The 14,569-nt window shown below is 72.6% G+C and carries 15 protein-coding genes; 5 read left to right on the top strand and 10 right to left on the bottom strand.

Annotation, left to right across the window (positions count from 1 at the left end; genetic code table 11):
- Positions 1-17: 17 nt before the first annotated feature.
- The 3 genes from NAMU_RS21835 to NAMU_RS21845 are packed head-to-tail and all read right to left on the bottom strand — an operon-like array spanning position 18 to position 2,367.
- Positions 18-728 (bottom strand): class I SAM-dependent methyltransferase, encoded by a 711-nt coding sequence (locus tag NAMU_RS21835; RefSeq protein ID WP_015749510.1) that lies wholly within the window; start codon positions 726-728, stop codon positions 18-20.
- The gene (locus tag NAMU_RS21840) at positions 719-1,603 is read right to left on the bottom strand and encodes a ChbG/HpnK family deacetylase (protein ID WP_015749511.1); all 885 of its coding nucleotides are present in this window, start codon (positions 1,601-1,603) and stop codon (positions 719-721) included. The genes NAMU_RS21835 and NAMU_RS21840 overlap by 10 nt, the downstream gene beginning before the upstream one ends.
- On the bottom strand, positions 1,600-2,367 hold the full coding sequence (locus tag NAMU_RS21845) for a glycosyltransferase family 2 protein (RefSeq protein WP_015749512.1): 768 nt from the start codon (positions 2,365-2,367) through the stop codon (positions 1,600-1,602). Before NAMU_RS21845 ends, NAMU_RS21840 begins: the two co-directional genes overlap by 4 nt.
- Before the next feature lie 159 nt (positions 2,368-2,526).
- On the opposite strand from NAMU_RS21845, the gene NAMU_RS21850 reads away from it, so the two are divergent.
- Positions 2,527-3,399 carry a hypothetical protein gene (locus NAMU_RS21850; RefSeq protein ID WP_015749513.1) on the top strand — a complete coding sequence of 291 codons (873 nt, stop codon included), beginning with the start codon at positions 2,527-2,529 and terminating at the stop codon, positions 3,397-3,399.
- Positions 3,400-3,455: 56 nt separating this feature from the next.
- On the opposite strand, the gene NAMU_RS27735 is transcribed toward NAMU_RS21850, so the two are convergent.
- The 5 genes from NAMU_RS27735 to NAMU_RS21880 all read right to left on the bottom strand — a co-directional run bounded on the left by NAMU_RS27735 (position 3,456) and on the right by NAMU_RS21880 (position 10,203).
- Positions 3,456-4,820 (bottom strand): hypothetical protein, encoded by a 1,365-nt coding sequence (locus tag NAMU_RS27735; RefSeq protein WP_015749514.1) that lies wholly within the window; start codon positions 4,818-4,820, stop codon positions 3,456-3,458.
- Positions 4,821-4,847: 27 nt separating this feature from the next.
- Positions 4,848-6,248, bottom strand: a complete 1,401-nt coding sequence (locus tag NAMU_RS21865) for a PhoH family protein (protein ID WP_041369277.1) — start codon at positions 6,246-6,248, stop codon at positions 4,848-4,850.
- Between the two features lie 229 nt (positions 6,249-6,477).
- Positions 6,478-8,067, bottom strand: a complete 1,590-nt coding sequence (locus tag NAMU_RS21870; protein WP_169312536.1) for a sensor histidine kinase — start codon at positions 8,065-8,067, stop codon at positions 6,478-6,480.
- An 80-nt stretch (positions 8,068-8,147) separates the two neighbouring features.
- Positions 8,148-8,840, bottom strand: coding sequence for a response regulator transcription factor (locus NAMU_RS21875; RefSeq protein WP_015749517.1), 693 nt, complete (start codon positions 8,838-8,840; stop codon positions 8,148-8,150).
- A gap of 91 nt (positions 8,841-8,931) precedes the next feature.
- Positions 8,932-10,203: a hypothetical protein gene (locus NAMU_RS21880; protein WP_015749518.1), complete on the bottom strand. Its 1,272-nt coding sequence runs from the start codon at positions 10,201-10,203 to the stop codon at positions 8,932-8,934.
- 191 nt (positions 10,204-10,394) lie between these two features.
- Here NAMU_RS21880 and crcB (NAMU_RS21885) point away from each other — a divergent pair, with 191 nt between their 5' ends.
- Genes crcB (NAMU_RS21885) through NAMU_RS21895 form a run of 3 tightly spaced genes read left to right on the top strand, consistent with a single transcriptional unit; the run spans position 10,395 to position 12,228 of the window.
- Positions 10,395-10,793: a fluoride efflux transporter CrcB gene (crcB, locus tag NAMU_RS21885; protein WP_041371294.1), complete on the top strand. Its 399-nt coding sequence runs from the start codon at positions 10,395-10,397 to the stop codon at positions 10,791-10,793.
- Complete coding sequence (gene crcB, locus NAMU_RS21890; RefSeq protein ID WP_015749520.1) at positions 10,790-11,158, top strand: fluoride efflux transporter CrcB; 369 nt, start codon at positions 10,790-10,792, stop codon at positions 11,156-11,158. Before crcB (NAMU_RS21885) ends, crcB (NAMU_RS21890) begins: the two co-directional genes overlap by 4 nt.
- The gene (locus tag NAMU_RS21895; RefSeq protein WP_015749521.1) at positions 11,155-12,228 is read left to right on the top strand and encodes a DUF190 domain-containing protein; all 1,074 of its coding nucleotides are present in this window, start codon (positions 11,155-11,157) and stop codon (positions 12,226-12,228) included. The genes crcB (NAMU_RS21890) and NAMU_RS21895 overlap by 4 nt, the downstream gene beginning before the upstream one ends.
- Before the next feature lie 33 nt (positions 12,229-12,261).
- Here the strand turns inward: NAMU_RS21895 and NAMU_RS21900 are convergent, their stop codons facing one another.
- A complete protein-coding gene (locus tag NAMU_RS21900) occupies positions 12,262-13,029 on the bottom strand; it encodes an isoprenyl transferase (protein WP_015749522.1) in 768 nt (255 codons plus the stop codon).
- 132 nt (positions 13,030-13,161) lie between these two features.
- On the opposite strand from NAMU_RS21900, the gene trhA reads away from it, so the two are divergent.
- Positions 13,162-13,845 (top strand): PAQR family membrane homeostasis protein TrhA, encoded by a 684-nt coding sequence (gene trhA / locus NAMU_RS21905; RefSeq protein WP_052308042.1) that lies wholly within the window; start codon positions 13,162-13,164, stop codon positions 13,843-13,845.
- Between the two features lie 64 nt (positions 13,846-13,909).
- Here trhA and NAMU_RS21910 read toward each other — a convergent pair whose 3' ends face one another.
- Positions 13,910-14,461, bottom strand: coding sequence for a hypothetical protein (locus NAMU_RS21910; protein WP_015749524.1), 552 nt, complete (start codon positions 14,459-14,461; stop codon positions 13,910-13,912).
- Positions 14,462-14,569 lie beyond the last annotated feature (108 nt).

A 14,569-nucleotide genomic window follows, 5' to 3' on the forward strand; every position in this document is an offset into this window, starting at 1 on the left:
CGGACCGGGGACCACCCTCACTCCGGGCCGACGCGGCCGATCACCAGGTGATGCGGGTGCAGCCGGTGCCGGTCCAGCCGCAGCTGCGCCGTCCACAGACCCGCGTCGCGCAGCCACGACGCCATCGTCGACGGGTCGACGAAGTCGAACGGGGCGGCCCGGCCGGCGGCATCCTGCTCGGTGATACCCAGCACCGAGACGGCGAGGGTCTCCTGGCCGCGGTTCCAGGCCGCCTTCCACCGCGGGCGCGGGCTCATCTCCTTGACCAGCAGCTGCCCTCCGTCGGCCAGCTGCGCAGCGGCCTGGTGCAGCAGGGCCCGCTGGGCCGGCGCCGGCAGCAGGTAGAGCACGTCGACGATGACGATCGCGTCCCACGGCCCGGTCGGGACCGCGCCGGACTCGGCCACCCGGAACGTCAGGTCCACCCCGGGCAGCTGGGCCTCGGCCTGCCGGGCCAGCGCGATCTTGTCGGCGTCGATGTCCACCCCGACCACCGAGCGACCCGGCCCGGCCAGCGCCGCGTAGGTGCTGAACAGGCCGTGCCCGCAGCCGATCTCCAGCACCCGGCCGGAGGTCGGCAGGAACGCCGCGATCCGGGGGAAGGGTGCGCTCCACCAGCGGATGGTGGCGTGCACCCGGGCCGAGCGGGGCAGGTGCCGGTAGGCGCGCAGCGCGGCCCGGCCGGCGCCGGTCGGCCGGCGCGCCCACCACGAGTCGATCACTGCCATGCCGCCGTCCCGCCGATCAGGTCGTTGAAGGAGCCCAGGGTGTAACCCAGGCTGGTGATCAGGGCGCGGGTGGCCGGGTCGCACAGCATGGCCAGTTCCTCCGACCAGTGATAGCCGCCCCAGTCGAAGCGTCCCAGGTCCGGGTCGCCGGCCTCGCCCGGATGGGTGTTGATCTCCACGGTGGACGGTCCCCGGCCGGCGTCCCCGGACCCGGTCAGCTCGGTGACCGCGGCCCGGAACGCGGCGGCGTCCATCGCGCCGGCCTGGTCCAGACCGGCATAGGCCGCCGTGGTCGGCACGCCGGCCCGGTCCACCCGCCGGCGCAGGCCGGCGGCGAGCAGGTTCACGGCCATTCCGACGGGCGGCCACCCGGATCCGCTGCGCGGGGTCCGCACGGCCACGGCCGAGCCGTTCGCCCCGGCGTCGGCGGCCAGGTCCAGGACGACCCGCCCCACCGACGGCCACAGGTGCGTGTGCTGGTGGGTGTCCAGGTGGGTGACCCTCACCCCGGCCGACCGGATCCGGGCCAGCTGGGCGGTGAACTCGCGGCGCACGTCCGCGGGATCGAGCCGGCCCGTCGCCGCCCGGGCGACGACCGTCCGGTAGCTCAGGGGGAACGCCCCGCGGCGGTCGACCAGAGTCGGGATCTCCCGCGCCGACAGCAACGGCGGGTCCTCGCCGACGATGGCCAGGTGCGCCCCGACGTCGAGCCCCGGGTGGTCGGCCAGCATGCGCACGGCCAGGTCGAACGAGCGGCCCACGGCCAGCAGGGAGGTGGCCGTGACGATGCCCTCCCGGTGCCCACGCAGGACGGCCCGGCAAACCCCGTCGGTCAACCCGAAATCGTCGGCCGAGACCACCAGCAGGCTGGTCATCGACCGGCCGGCCGGCCGGTCGGCGGCGCCTTGAGCTCGCTGCGCAGCCGGGCCATCTCGCCGAGCATCTGCCGGATCACCGCCAGCGAGGACAGGGTGGACACCCCGCGGGTGCGCGGGAAGTAGTCGACACCGATCTGCAGGATGGTGAAGCCGGCCTTCTGCGCCCGGACGACCAGCTCGGCGTCGATGAACGAGCCCTCGCTGGACAGCTCCACCGCCTCCAGCACCCGGCGCCGGGACAGCTTGAACGCGAAGTTGATGTCGCGCAGTCGGGTGCCGAAGGACAGCTGGATGAGCCAGTTGTAGATCCACGAGTAGACCGCCCGGCGCAGGCCCTCCCCGGTGCGGTCGAGCCGGTAGGCACAGACCATGTCGGCCTCATAGTTGCGCAGCACCCGCAACGCCCGGACCAGCTCGATCATCTCGAACGGCAGGTCCGCATCGGTGTAGAGCACCACGTCGCCGGTGGCCGCGGCGAAGCCGCTCTTGATGCTGCCGCCGAGCTTGCGGTTGCGCTCGTGGTGCACCACCCGGATCCGCCGATCGGCCTCGACCAGGGCGTCGGCGTACGCGCCGGTCCGGTCGGTGGACGCGTCGTCGACGACGATCAGTTCGTAGTCGCCGATCTCGCCGTCCTGCACGAGCTGATCGCAGATCTCCTTGGCCGCCCGGATGGCGCGGTGGATGTACAGCTCCTCGTTCCACATCGGGAAGAAGATCGACAGTTTGGCGAAGTGTTCGGGCTCCAGCGGTACCGTCATGCCCGGATCGCGTCCTGCGTCATCGCCTGGTTCGTCCCCTCCACGCCCGATTTTCGTGCTCATGTAACCATGGGGCGCGGCCGCGGCTGTGAGCCCGCTGTTGGGTCGCGCCGAAGGCGGCCGGCCGTCCGCAAGGTTCCGACGAGCACACCCGGGGGAATGGTGAACGCTGCCCTGCTGGCGGTCGCCGCGTCCGCGCTCTGCTCGGGCGGGGCCGCCGTGCTGCAGGCGTCCGCGGTGGCCCGGTTGCCGCGCACCAGTGCGGTCAGCGGGCACTTCGTGATCCGGCTCGCCCGCAGCCCCCGCTACCTGGCCGCGCTGGCCCTGGTCGCGCTCGGGTTTGGCCTGTCCTTCCTGGCCCTGCGCACCCTGCCGCTGTTCGTGGTCCAGGCCGGCCGCGCCTCCAGCCTGGCCGTCACCGCGGTGCTGTCGGTGCTGGCGCTGCGGGTGCGGTTACGCCGCGTGGAGATCGGCGCGGTGCTGGTGATCGGCGTCGGCCTGGTGGTCGTCGGCCTGACCGCCGGCGGGCAGGAACCGGCCGACGTCGGCTCGGTCGGCCGGCTGCTGCTGCTGGCCGCCGTCCTGGTGCTGGTGCCGGCGGTCGCCGCGGCCCTGCGCCTGGGCGCGCCGCAGCGGGCCGGGCTGATCCTGGCGGTCATCGCCGGCACCTGCTTCGGTCTGCTGGCCCTGGGCGCCCGGATCCTGCGCGGGTTCGACCCGGGGGTCCTGCTCACCGACCCGGCCGCCTGGGCGATGGCCGGCGCCGGGACCCTGGGCCTGCTCAGCGGCGCGCTGGCGCTGCAGCGGGCCTCGGTGGTCACCGTCACCGCGACCATGGTGGCGACCGAGACGATCCTCGGGTCGGCCCTGGGCATGCTGGTCTGCGGCGACCGGCCATCCCCCGGCCTGGCCCTGCCGGCCGCGATCGGGTTCGCCCTGGTGCTGGCCGGGGCGCTGAGCCTGGCCCGGTTCGGGGCGCCGCCGGCCGCGGCGGACGGCACCGAGGAGCCGGCGACCCTACCGATTGCCTAGAACCGATCGCCCAGACCCGATCGCCCAGACCCGATGACCTGGGGCGGGTCGGCCGGTCAGGTGACCGACGTGCCGGTGGCGAAGACGAAGGTGGCGACCAGCATCCCCAGCAGACCGACGCCGAGGACCACCGGCCGCACCCAGCGCGGGCGGGCCGAGGCCAGCACGTGGCCGGCCGCGGCGATCACCGGGAAGGCCGCCATCACGTACCGCCCGGTGCCCATGAAGTCCTTGGTGCCCAGAAGCGGAATGGTCAGCACGACGACCGAATAGGCCAGGTAGCCCCAGCCGAACAGCCGGTAGACCCGGCGCAGCAGCAGCACCGCGATCAGGCACATCAGCGCCTGCGCGGCGATCCGCAGGGCGACGTCGAACGGGCCGCGGACCATGGTGCCGAAGAAGATCAGCTTGAACCAGGTCTTGGGACCCGTCCCCTGGTTCCAGCCCGGGGCACCCTGGACGGTGTTGAAGGCCAGCGGGTCGCCGTAGGTGGTCCACAGGTAGATGCACCAGCCGGCCAGGCCTATGCCGGAGAGCAGCACCCCGGCCTCGCGCCAGCGCACGGCGCGGATCGCCCCGAACAGGTCCCGCCAGCGGACGTGCCGGGGCCACCGGGCGACCGTCTGGGCGTCCGCGTCCGCGTCGGGCTCCGCGCGGGCGGGGGCGGCAGCCTCGTCCGCCGCCTCGTCGGCCGCCTCGTCCGCGGCGTTCACCGCCGCGGCGGCGCGGCGTTCGGCCAGCAACTCCAGGGTGCGCACCACCAGGCCGACGGCGACCGCGACGCCCACCGGGCGACCGGCGGTGGCCAGCGCGCCGACCAGCCCGGCCAGCCAGAACATCCGCCGTTCCAGCAGCACGAAGGCCAGCAGCGCCAGCATCAGGAAGAACGCGTCGCTCATCATCGGGCCGTACAGGAAGAACGAGTACGGGTAGAGCATGAGCACCGCGATCGCGGTGAGGGCGGCGGCCCGGGGCAGCCGCGCCCAGACCCAGCCGGTGAACATCACCACTGCGGCCAACCCGGCAGCCAACGCGACCAGCCAAGCGGCCAGTTGGAAGTCCGACCCCAGCACCCAGCCCACCCCGCGCACCGTCATCGGGTAGGACGGGAAGAAGGCGATCGAGGACTGCTGGCCGGGCAGGTAGAAGTAGCCGTCGGCAGCGATCGACTGGTACCAGCGGGCATCGTCGACCAGCCAGGCGTCGAGCCAGAACCGGGTCCCCACGTTGACGTTGGTCGGCGCCCGGTCGCCGATGGCCCAGATCGCCACCGACGTGACCAGGACCGCGAGCCCGGCCCAGCAGCCCAGGATCCAGGCCCAGGGCGGGCGGCCGGGCTCGGCGCGGACGGTGCTCACCGGCCGGGTCGGTTCGACCACCCAGCCACCCCCGTCCGCGCCGTGCCCATCGACCGCGGTCACCCTACCGAGCCCGGACCCGCCACGGGCTCAGCTGTGCTCGGGTTGCTCCAGCAGCTCGGTGACCAGGGCGGCGATCGGCGAACGCTCCGAGCGGGTCAGCGTCACGTGCGCGAACAGCGGGTGCCCCTTGAGCGTCTCGATGACGGCGGCGACGCCGTCGTGCCGGCCGACCCGCAGGTTGTCCCGCTGGGCGACGTCGTGGGTCAGCACCACCCGTGAGTTGGTGCCCAGCCGGGACAGGACGGTGAGCAGCACGTTGCGTTCCAGCGACTGCGCCTCGTCGACGATGACGAACGAGTCGTGCAGCGACCGGCCCCGGATGTGGGTCAGCGGCAGCACCTCGAGCATGCCGCGTTCGATGACCTCGTCGATGACGGCCTGCGAGGCCACCGCCGAGAGCGTGTCGAACACCGCCTGCGCCCAGGGCTGCATCTTGTCGTTCTCGCTGCCCGGCAGGTAGCCCAGCTCCTGCCCGCCGACCGCGTACAGGGGCCGGAAGACAACCACCTTGCGGTGGGCCCGGCGCTCCATCACCAGTTCCAGCCCGGCACACAACGCCAGGGCCGACTTGCCGGTGCCGGCCCGCCCGCCGAGCGAGACGATGCCGACCTGGTCGTCCATCAGCAGGTCGAGGGCGATCCGCTGCTCGGCCGAGCGGCCGCGCAGGCCGAACGCCTCCCGCTCGCCCCGGACCAGGCGGACCTGCTTGCCGGCGGTCACCCGGCCGAGCGCCGAACTGGACGGCCCGACCAGCTTGATCCCGGTGTGACAGGGCAGCTCGCGGGCCTCGTCGACGTCGGCCAGACCGGCGTGGAACAGCGTGTCGACCTGCTCGGCCGAGACCGGCACCTCGGCCATCCCGGTCCAGCCGGAGGGCACGATGTCCTGCGCCCGGTACTCGTCGGCGGCCAGACCCACCGCGGAGGCCTTCACCCGCAGCGGCATGTCCTTGGAGACCAGGATGACCCGTCCGGCCGGCCGTTCCTTGGCCAGGTTCAGCGCGCAGGCCAGGATGCGGGAGTCGTTGCTGTCGTTGCGGAATCCCGCGGGCAGCACGGTGGCGTCGGTGTGGTTGAGCTCGACGTGCAGGGTCCCGCCGGCCGTGCCGACCGGCACCGGCGCGTCCAGCCGGCCGTGCTCGATGCGCAGGGTGTCCAGCAGGCGCAGCGCCTGCCGGGCGAAGTAACCCAGCTCGGGATGATGCCGCTTGGCCTCCAGCTCACCGATCACCACCAGCGGCAGCACCACCTCGTGCTCGTCGAAGCGGTTCAGCGCCCAGGGATCGGACAGCAGAACGGATGTGTCGATGACGTACGTGCAGCGCGCCCCCTCCGGCGCGACACGATCAGCCGACTCGGCGGCTTCGGCGGCGATTTCTCGGGCAGACCTGCGTGTGACCACGGACGGCTCCCTGTCGGACGCGGTCATCCGCATCCGGCTACTCGAGGCGGGCCGGCGGTTCCCCGACCACCCGACCCGGCTGGCGCCGGCGGGCGTGGGGGCCCGAAACCGGCCCCCCTCGTGCTCGGTGCTGCGTTCGCGGCACGCACGATTCGGGGCCTCCCGTGTGGGCGCACTCGGCCTGCAACCCACGATTCGGACGGTACTCCGGGGCCGCTATGGGCCCTGTGTAACACGCAAAACAAGCGCGTGAACTTCAGGTTTCGGGCAGGTCAACCGAACCGGCGGGGCCGCCCGGGCGGGCCGGGCGCACCGCCGCGGTCCCCGACGCGCGGGGCAGCACCACCGTGATGGTCAGGCCCCCGCCGGGGGTGTGGGTGGCCGCGATCCGGCCGCCGTGGCCGCGCACGATCGCCGCCACGATGGACAGGCCGAGCCCGGTGCCGCCGCGTTCGCGGCTGCGCGACGGGTCGACCCGGTAGAACCGGTCGAACAGGCGGTCCAGGTCCTCGTCGCTCACCCCGGGCCCGTCGTCGCTCACGCTGACCGCGATCTCGTCCAGGCCGGGCAGCACGGAGACGGTGGCCACCGTCCCCTCCGCGGTGTGCGTGCGGATGTTGGACAGCAGGTTGGCGAACACCTGGTGCAGCCGCAGCCGGTCGCCGAACACGTCCACGCCGCCGTTGCTGGCCGCCAACCGCCAGATCCGGGTCGGGTCGATCACCGCGGCGTCGTCGACCACCCCGGTGAGCAGCTCGTTCAGGTCGACCAGCTCGTGCCCGACCGCGTTCTCCGCGTCGGCCTGGATCAGGGTGAGCAGGTCGTCGACCAGCGCGCCCATCCGCCGGGCCTCGAAACCCATCCGCTGCATCGCCCGGTCGACCGCGCTCTCGTCCGGGAGCGCTCCGGCCTGATACAGGTCGGTGTAGCCACGCACGGCGGCCACCGGGGTGCGCAGCTCGTGCGAGGCGTCGGCGATGAATCGGCGCAGCTTGTCCTCGTTGCGCCGGCGCTCGTCCAGCAGGGAGGAGATGCCGTCCAGCATGTCGTTGAAGGCGAACCCGAGCCGGCCGATCTCGGTGCCGGGATCGGACTCCTGCACCCGCCGGCTCAGATCGCCCTGGGCGATGGCGTCGGCGGCCGTGGCCATCGACTCCAGCGGCCGCATCTCCCGCCGGATCACCAGGCTGGCGGTGGCACCCAACAGCACCAGCAGCCCGGCGGTGATCAGCAGCTCGGCCAGGATGAGCCGGCGCAGCTGCTCGTCCAGGTCGGCCATCGGGATCCAGGCCACCAGGTAGCCGGGTTGGCCGTTGACGATGACGCCACCGAAGCCCATCGCCCGGTACCGCAGGTCGCCGTGAGTGGCATCGCCGACGGTGGCCGCGGCGTTGAGCCACTCCGCCGAGGTCAGATCGGGATTGGCGTCCTCGTCGCTGGCCGCCTGGACCAGCACCTGGGTGATCCCGGACTGGGTGATCGTGGACCAGCCGACCTCGCCCTTGAGGCCCGACCCGCTGGTCAGGTCGGCCAGGATCTCGCCGGTCAGCCGGCCGTACTCCTTCTGCGCGGCCGCGGTGGCCGCCGACAGGGTGGCGTCCTTGGTGCTGATCGCCGCGTCGCGCATGATCAGCGGCAGCACGATGTCCACCGCGACCAGGGCGACCGCCGCGGTCGCCACGACCAGCGCGATCAGCCGGGCCCGCAACGTCCACCGGCGACGCGGGGTACCCACCGGCGACGGCCGGCGCGAGGCCGACGGCTCGGCGGCCGACGGATCGGTGCCGCTGGCGTCCGGACCGGCCCCGGCGGGCCGGGCACCGCCGACCGCCGTGGGCTGCACCATCGGGTCCATGCTCACCACGGGCTCACCACCGGCTCCCCCGGCGCTCCCCGGGGCTCAGCACGGCCGCACCGATCGGGCGGTCACGTCCGGGGACCACGCAGCACGTAGCCGAACCCGCGGTGGGTATGGATCAGCGGCTCGCCGGTCGCATCGACCTTGCGGCGCAGGTAGGAGATGTAGGTGGCCACGACCGAATCGTCGCCGTAGAAGTCGGTGCCCCAGACCGCGTCCAGCAACTGCTGGCGGGACAGCACGACGTTGGCGTTGACCATCAGGTGGCGCAGCAACTTGTACTCGGTCGGGGCCAGCTCGATCGGCACCCCGGCCCGGGTGACCTGGTAGGTCTCCGGGTCCAGCTCCAGGTCGGCGACCCGCAAGGTGCCGTCGTCCGCGGGGTCCGGCTTGACCCGCCGGAGCACCGCCGCCACCCGGGCGGCCAGCTCCTCCAGACCGAACGGCTTGGTCACGTAATCGTCGCCGCCGGCGGTCAAACCGGCGATCTTGTCGGCCGGGGTGTCCCGGGCGGACAGGAAGACCACTCCGGAGTCCACGCCGGCGGCGCGGACCCGCTTCATCACCTCGAGCCCGTCGAAATCGGGCAGCATGACGTCCAGGATGATCAGGTCGGGGTGGCTGTCGGTGGCGATCCGAACCGCCTCGCGGCCCGTCCCGGCGACGGCCACCTGGTAGCCCAGAAATCGCATGGACGTTGCCACGATGTCCTGCAGCGACGGCTCGTCGTCGACCACCAGCAACCTCGCCGAACCACTCATTCGCTTCGTTCCCCTCGTGCACGCGCGCCGCGACGGGCATGGCCCGGCGGGGTCAGTTCATCGCAGTCGAACCCGACAGAGCGCAAGAATCTCATGTGAGTGGCGCGTGAAGCGGTACGTCCGCCGCGGCGGTGCCGTCCGGCGCGGCGAGTTCGCGGTGGATGACCCGCGGGGTGAGCGGCTCGTCCAGCAGCCGGCAGAACCGCTGCAAAGCCGTCTGGCCGGCCGGCCGGGCGGCCAGCCAGGGCCGCAGCAGCCGGTCGCCCTCCACGTAGGTGGAGGTGTAGGCGCGCCACAGCGGATCGGTGAGGAACCGGAGCCGCTGCCGGGCCTGCTTCTCGTCGGCCAGCCCCCAACGCTGCTGGTAGGCGACGATGTCCTCGGGGTCGGCCCCGCGGTCGTGCAGCAGGATCGCCGCGTTCTGCCGGACCGAGTTCAGCGGCCGGGAGGCCACCTCCAGCGCCTCGACGAGGTCGGGGTCGAAGCGTGGGCCGAGCCCGTCAAGCACCTCGGCCAGCCAGCTCCCCCAGCCCGGGCCCACGGCCGCGGTCAACGCCAGGTCGCCCAGGCCCTCGGCCATCACGCACTGCGGCGTGTTGACCAGGAAGATCTGGTGCTCGCGCTCGTCGCGGCCGTTGACCAGCAGGTCCTCCTTGCGGCAGTGCTCGGTGTGGTGGCCCGGGTAGCACTCGTGCGCGACCAGCACGCCGAACTGGCTCATCCGGTGGCCGATGTCGGCATTGACCGCGACCCGGGAACGGAAGCCGCCCAGGTAGTAGTTGAAACCGCTCCAGGCCACGTCGCGGGCGATCTCGAAATCGATGTGCTCGTCGAGGCCGGCGAGGCCGGTGGGCGCGGCGATCCGATCCCGCAGGGCGGCGGCGACGGTGCGCACCACCGTCTCGACCTGTTCGGGCGGGCAAGTCTCGGCCGCCCGGACGGCGGTCAATCGCGGTGCCAGCGGGCCGGAACCGCCGATCAGCGAAGAGATCTCGTCGTGCGCAGCGGCGTAGACGTCGGTGTCGACCAGGTCGATCTGCACCTGGAAGTAGCTGTGCACCTCGTCGATGAACGACATCGACTCGCCGGCCAGCCGGCGCCCGGCCACCGCGAGGGCATCCAGGTGGGCGGTGAGGTAGTCCGTGCGGGCGGCACTCAGGCCGGCGTCCGGAACCCGCCGGGACAGCTCGGTGGCCTGCCGGGACAGGTCCATCGGGTCGGGCGCCGGCTCGTCGTCGACCTGCCGGCGCAGGGCCGGGTCCCCGGTGTAGGCGTCCACGAAGCCGTCCACCACCCGACCGAACCGCAGGCCCAGCGTGAGGTACTCGGTCACCGTGTCCGTCGAACTGTCCTGCGTGCTCATGGTCGTTGACCGTAGGTCAGCGGCGACCCGGGCGATCAACCCCGTGCACCAGCGCCGATCGGCCCAGCGCACAATCGTGCCGATCGACGGCTCGACGGGCGGGCTGCGGCGACCGGATCGAGGGGTGAGCGATGACCGAGCCCGCGCCGACCATCTCGCCGCCCCCGCCGCCCCGGTCGACCACCTCCTGGCTGCCCTCGTTGGATCGCCGGGAGCTGGCCGCCATCTTCGTCGGCGGCGCCCTGGGCACCCTGGCCCGGGCCGGACTGTCGCAGGTGCTGCCCCACTCGCCGACGCAGTGGCCGTGGGCGACCTTCGTGGTCAACGTGGTGGCAGCCGCCCTGCTGGGGTATTTCGTGACCCGGCTGCAGGAGCGGCTGCCGCTGTCCAGCTACCGGCGCCCGTTGCTGGGCACCGGCGTCTGTGGCGGACTGTCCACCTTCTCCACCATGCAGGTGGAGATCCTGCGGATGATCGAGGCCTCGGCGTTCGTGCTGGCCCTGGGGTACACGGTGGCCAGCGTGGTCGCCGGGTATGCCGCCATCCACCTCACCACCGCCGCGGTGCGCCGGGTCCGGATCCGCGGATGAACGTGCTGGTGTGGGCGGGCGTGGTGCTGATCGGAGGCGCTGGCTCGGTGCTGCGCTTCCTGGTCGACGGAATGGTGTCCCGGCGGACCGGACGGGCGTTCCCGTACGGGACGCTGGTGGTGAACATCAGCGGGGCGATCGTGCTGGGCCTGCTCACCGGGCTGGCCCTGACCGGCGACGCCGCGTTGCTGGCCGGGACGGCCGCGGTCGGCTCCTACACCACCTTCTCCACCTGGATGCTGGAGTCGCAGCGCCTCACCGAGGAACGGCAGACCCGTAAGGCGGGACTGAACATCCTGGTCAGCCTGGTCCTCGGGGTGGCCGCCGCGGCGCTGGGCCAGGCCGTCGGGACGGCGCTGCGATGAACCCGGACTGCCTCAAGCTGACCTGTTACTTCGGCGAACGTCACCGCACCCCGGGCGGGTTCGTCGCCGATCAACTGCTGGACATCTTCGGCCGGGCCGAGCTGGCCACCAGCATCATGATGCGTGGCGTCGAGGGCTTCGGCTTCAAGCACCACCTGCGCACCGACGCGTCGCTGACGCTGTCCGAGGACCTGCCGGCCGCGGCCGTCGCGGTCGACCTGCGGCCGCGGATCGAGGCCGTGCTGGACGAGGTCCTCGCGCTGCCGGCGATCGGCCTGACCACGCTGGAACGAGCCCGGCTGGTAACCGGCCCGGTGCTGGCGCCGCCGCCCGACGACCCGACCGAGGCCACCCGGCTGACCGTCTACCTGGGCCGGCAGGACCGGGTGGGCGCGGTCCCGGCGTTCGTCGCCGTCTGCCGGCTGCTGCAGGAGCAGGGCATCGCCGGGGCCACCGTGCTGCTCGGGGTCGACGGAACGGTCCGCGGCCGGCGGCAGCGGGCCCGCTTCTTCAGCCGCAACGCCGACGTGCCGATGATGGTGCTGGCCGTCGGTCCGGACGATCGGGTGGCGCAGGTGCTGCCCGCACTGAGCCGGATGCTCCTCCGCCCCCTGCTCACCCTGGAGCGGGTGCGGATCTGCAAGCAGGACGGCCAACTGTTCGCGGCCCCGCAGAAGATCCCGGCCACCGATCAGCGGGGCCGAGCTCTGTTTCACAAGCTCTCGATCTTCACCAACGAGGACGCCACCCGGCACGGCCAGCCCATTCATCGGGCCGTCACCCGGGCCCTGCGGGCGGGCGGCGCCCGCGGGTCGACCACGCTGCGCGGCGTGTGGGGATTTCACGACGGCCGGCCGCCGCAGGGCGACCGCCCGTTCCAGCTGGGTCGGCACGTCCCCACGCTCACCGTGGTGGTGGACACCCCCGACCGCGTCGACCGGATCTTCCCGATCGTCGACGAGTTCACCCGCGACCGCGGCCTGGTCATCAGTGAACTGGTCCCGGCCGCCCGGGTCCGCACGGTCACCGGTTACTGGGGCGAGCTGGAGCTGGCCGATCACCGCTGGTAGCGGCGGTGGGTCAGTCGCCGTGACGGAGGTCGGTCATTCGCCGTACCGGCGGTGCCGGGCGGCGTAATCGCGCAGCGCCCGCAGGAAATCGACCCGGCGGAAGTCCGGCCAGTAGGCCTCGCAGAACCAGAACTCCGAATGGGCGCTCTGCCAGAGCAGGAACCCGGACAGCCGCTGCTCGCCCGAGGTCCGGATCACCAGGTCGGGGTCGGGCTGGCCGGAGGTGTACAGGTGCTCGCCGATGGTCTCCACGTTCAGCGAGTCGATGACCTCCTGGATGCCGTGGCCCTGCTTGATGCCGGCCTCGAGCATCGACTTGACGGCGTCGACGATCTCCTGCCGGCCGCCGTAACCGACGGCGATGTTGACCTGCAAGGCGCGGCGATGCTCGGTCCGGGTGGCCGCCGCGGTCAGCCGGGCGGACATCGGCTCCGGCAGCAGGTCCAGCGCCCCCACGATCCGCAGCTTCCACACCCGGTCGGGTGCGGCCAGGTCCTCCACCACGTCGGTGATGATCTCCAGCAGCGGCTGCAGCTCCTGGCCGGGGCGGCGCAGGTTGTCGGTCGAGAGCAACCAGAGGGTCACCATCCCGATGCCCGACTCCTGGCACCACTCGAGCAGATCGACGATGTGGGCCGCCCCGGCGCGGTGGCCTTCGGTCGGGTTGGTGAACCCGGCTTTGCGGGCCCATCGCCGGTTGCCGTCGAGCATGACGCCCACGTGATGCGGGATCGGCGCGCCGATCAGTTCCCGGGTCAACTTGCGTTCGTACACGCGATAGACCAGGGACGGGAGCCTCACGAACCGACCCTAGCGGTCGACCCCGGCGGTCCGCGGACGACGGTCCGAAGCTCGCCGCGCAGCCCACCCACCGAGGGGAGTATCACTGTGCATGGATACGCGACCCACAGGTGGATCGGCGATGATGGAGGCATGACCGTGACCGCGCATGCCGCAGTTCCCGTGCCGGCACGCCGACCCCGCGCCCGGGGCTGGATCCATCTCTACTCGGCCGTCATCGCCACCGTGATGAGCCTGGCCCTGGTTCCGATGGCCGGGGTGTTCGTCGGACCGGGTGCCGCGTTCGCGTGTTCGATCTACGCCGTCACCCTGGTCGGGCTGTTCTCGGTGAGCGCCACCTACCACCGGCACGTGTGGAAGTCGGCGCGCACCCGCACCTGGATGAAGCGGGCCGATCACTCGATGATCTTCCTGTTCATCGCGGGCACCTACACGCCGCTGACCGTGCTGGCCCTGCACCCACCGACCAGCACGGTGGTGCTGATCGCGGTGTGGGTCGGGGCCGCCGGCGGGGTGGCCCTGAAGATGTTCTGGCCGCACGGCCCGGCCTGGGTGGGTGTCCCGTTCTACCTGGCCCTGGGCTGGGTGGCCGTGTTCGTGCTGCCCGACCTGCTGGCCAACGGCGGGGTGGCCGTGCTCGTCCTGCTGGTCATCGGCGGCCTGCTCTACTCCTGCGGCGCGGTGTTCTATGCCACCCGCCGGCCGAACACCTGGCCGGGCACGTTCGGGTACCACGAGTACTTCCATGCCTGCGTCTCGCTCGCCGCGTTGTGCCACTGCGTGGCGATCTGGCTGGTGCTGTTCGGCGTGAGCTGACCCGACCTTCCCCGCGGGCCGACCGTTCGGCCCGCCCGCGGGTTCTGGTCACCGCCGAGGCGGATCATCCGAGGTCGGGTCCGGCCTCGCGGAGCCGGTTGACCTGCTCCATCGCCTGCCGCAGCTCACCGAGCCAGTTGTCGGCGTTCTGCCCGACCAGCCGGACGGCCCAGGCCAGGGCGTCCGAGCGGCTGCGGGCCACCCCGGCATCGACCAGCGTGTCCAGCACCTGACGCTCGGGCTGACGCAGCCGCGTCATCACCGGCGCCGACAGGGTGGTGAACAGTTCCTCGGTGTCGCCCAGCCGGGCGCCCCAGGAGATCTCCCGCCCGTAGCGGTGCTGGGCCTGCCGGGCGATCTCGATGCGCTGCTCGCGGGTGTCCTCGCGGAACCGGGAGATCCGGCCGGCCTCGGCGGCCGCACGGGCCGCGTCGTCCGCGAACTCCTCGGTCAGGTCGGGCAGCTGACCGACCACGATGATCTCGTCCCGGTCGATCCGCACCTGCGGTGCGGCGGTGAACCAGTCACCGGGCAACCGGCCGGCGAACCACCCCAGGGCGTCCGACGCATCGGGGGCGTCCGGAGCGCCGCCCCGACCCCGTCCGCGCGGGCCCATGCCCCGACCGGGCCCGAACCCGGGTCCACCCGACCCGCGGCCCCGGGCACCGGGGCCACCAGGGCCCCCGCGACCGCCTCGCCCGCGTCCGTGCGGGCCTCGTTGCTG

The organism is Nakamurella multipartita DSM 44233 (assembly GCF_000024365.1).
Lineage (GTDB): Bacteria > Actinomycetota > Actinomycetes > Mycobacteriales > Nakamurellaceae > Nakamurella > Nakamurella multipartita.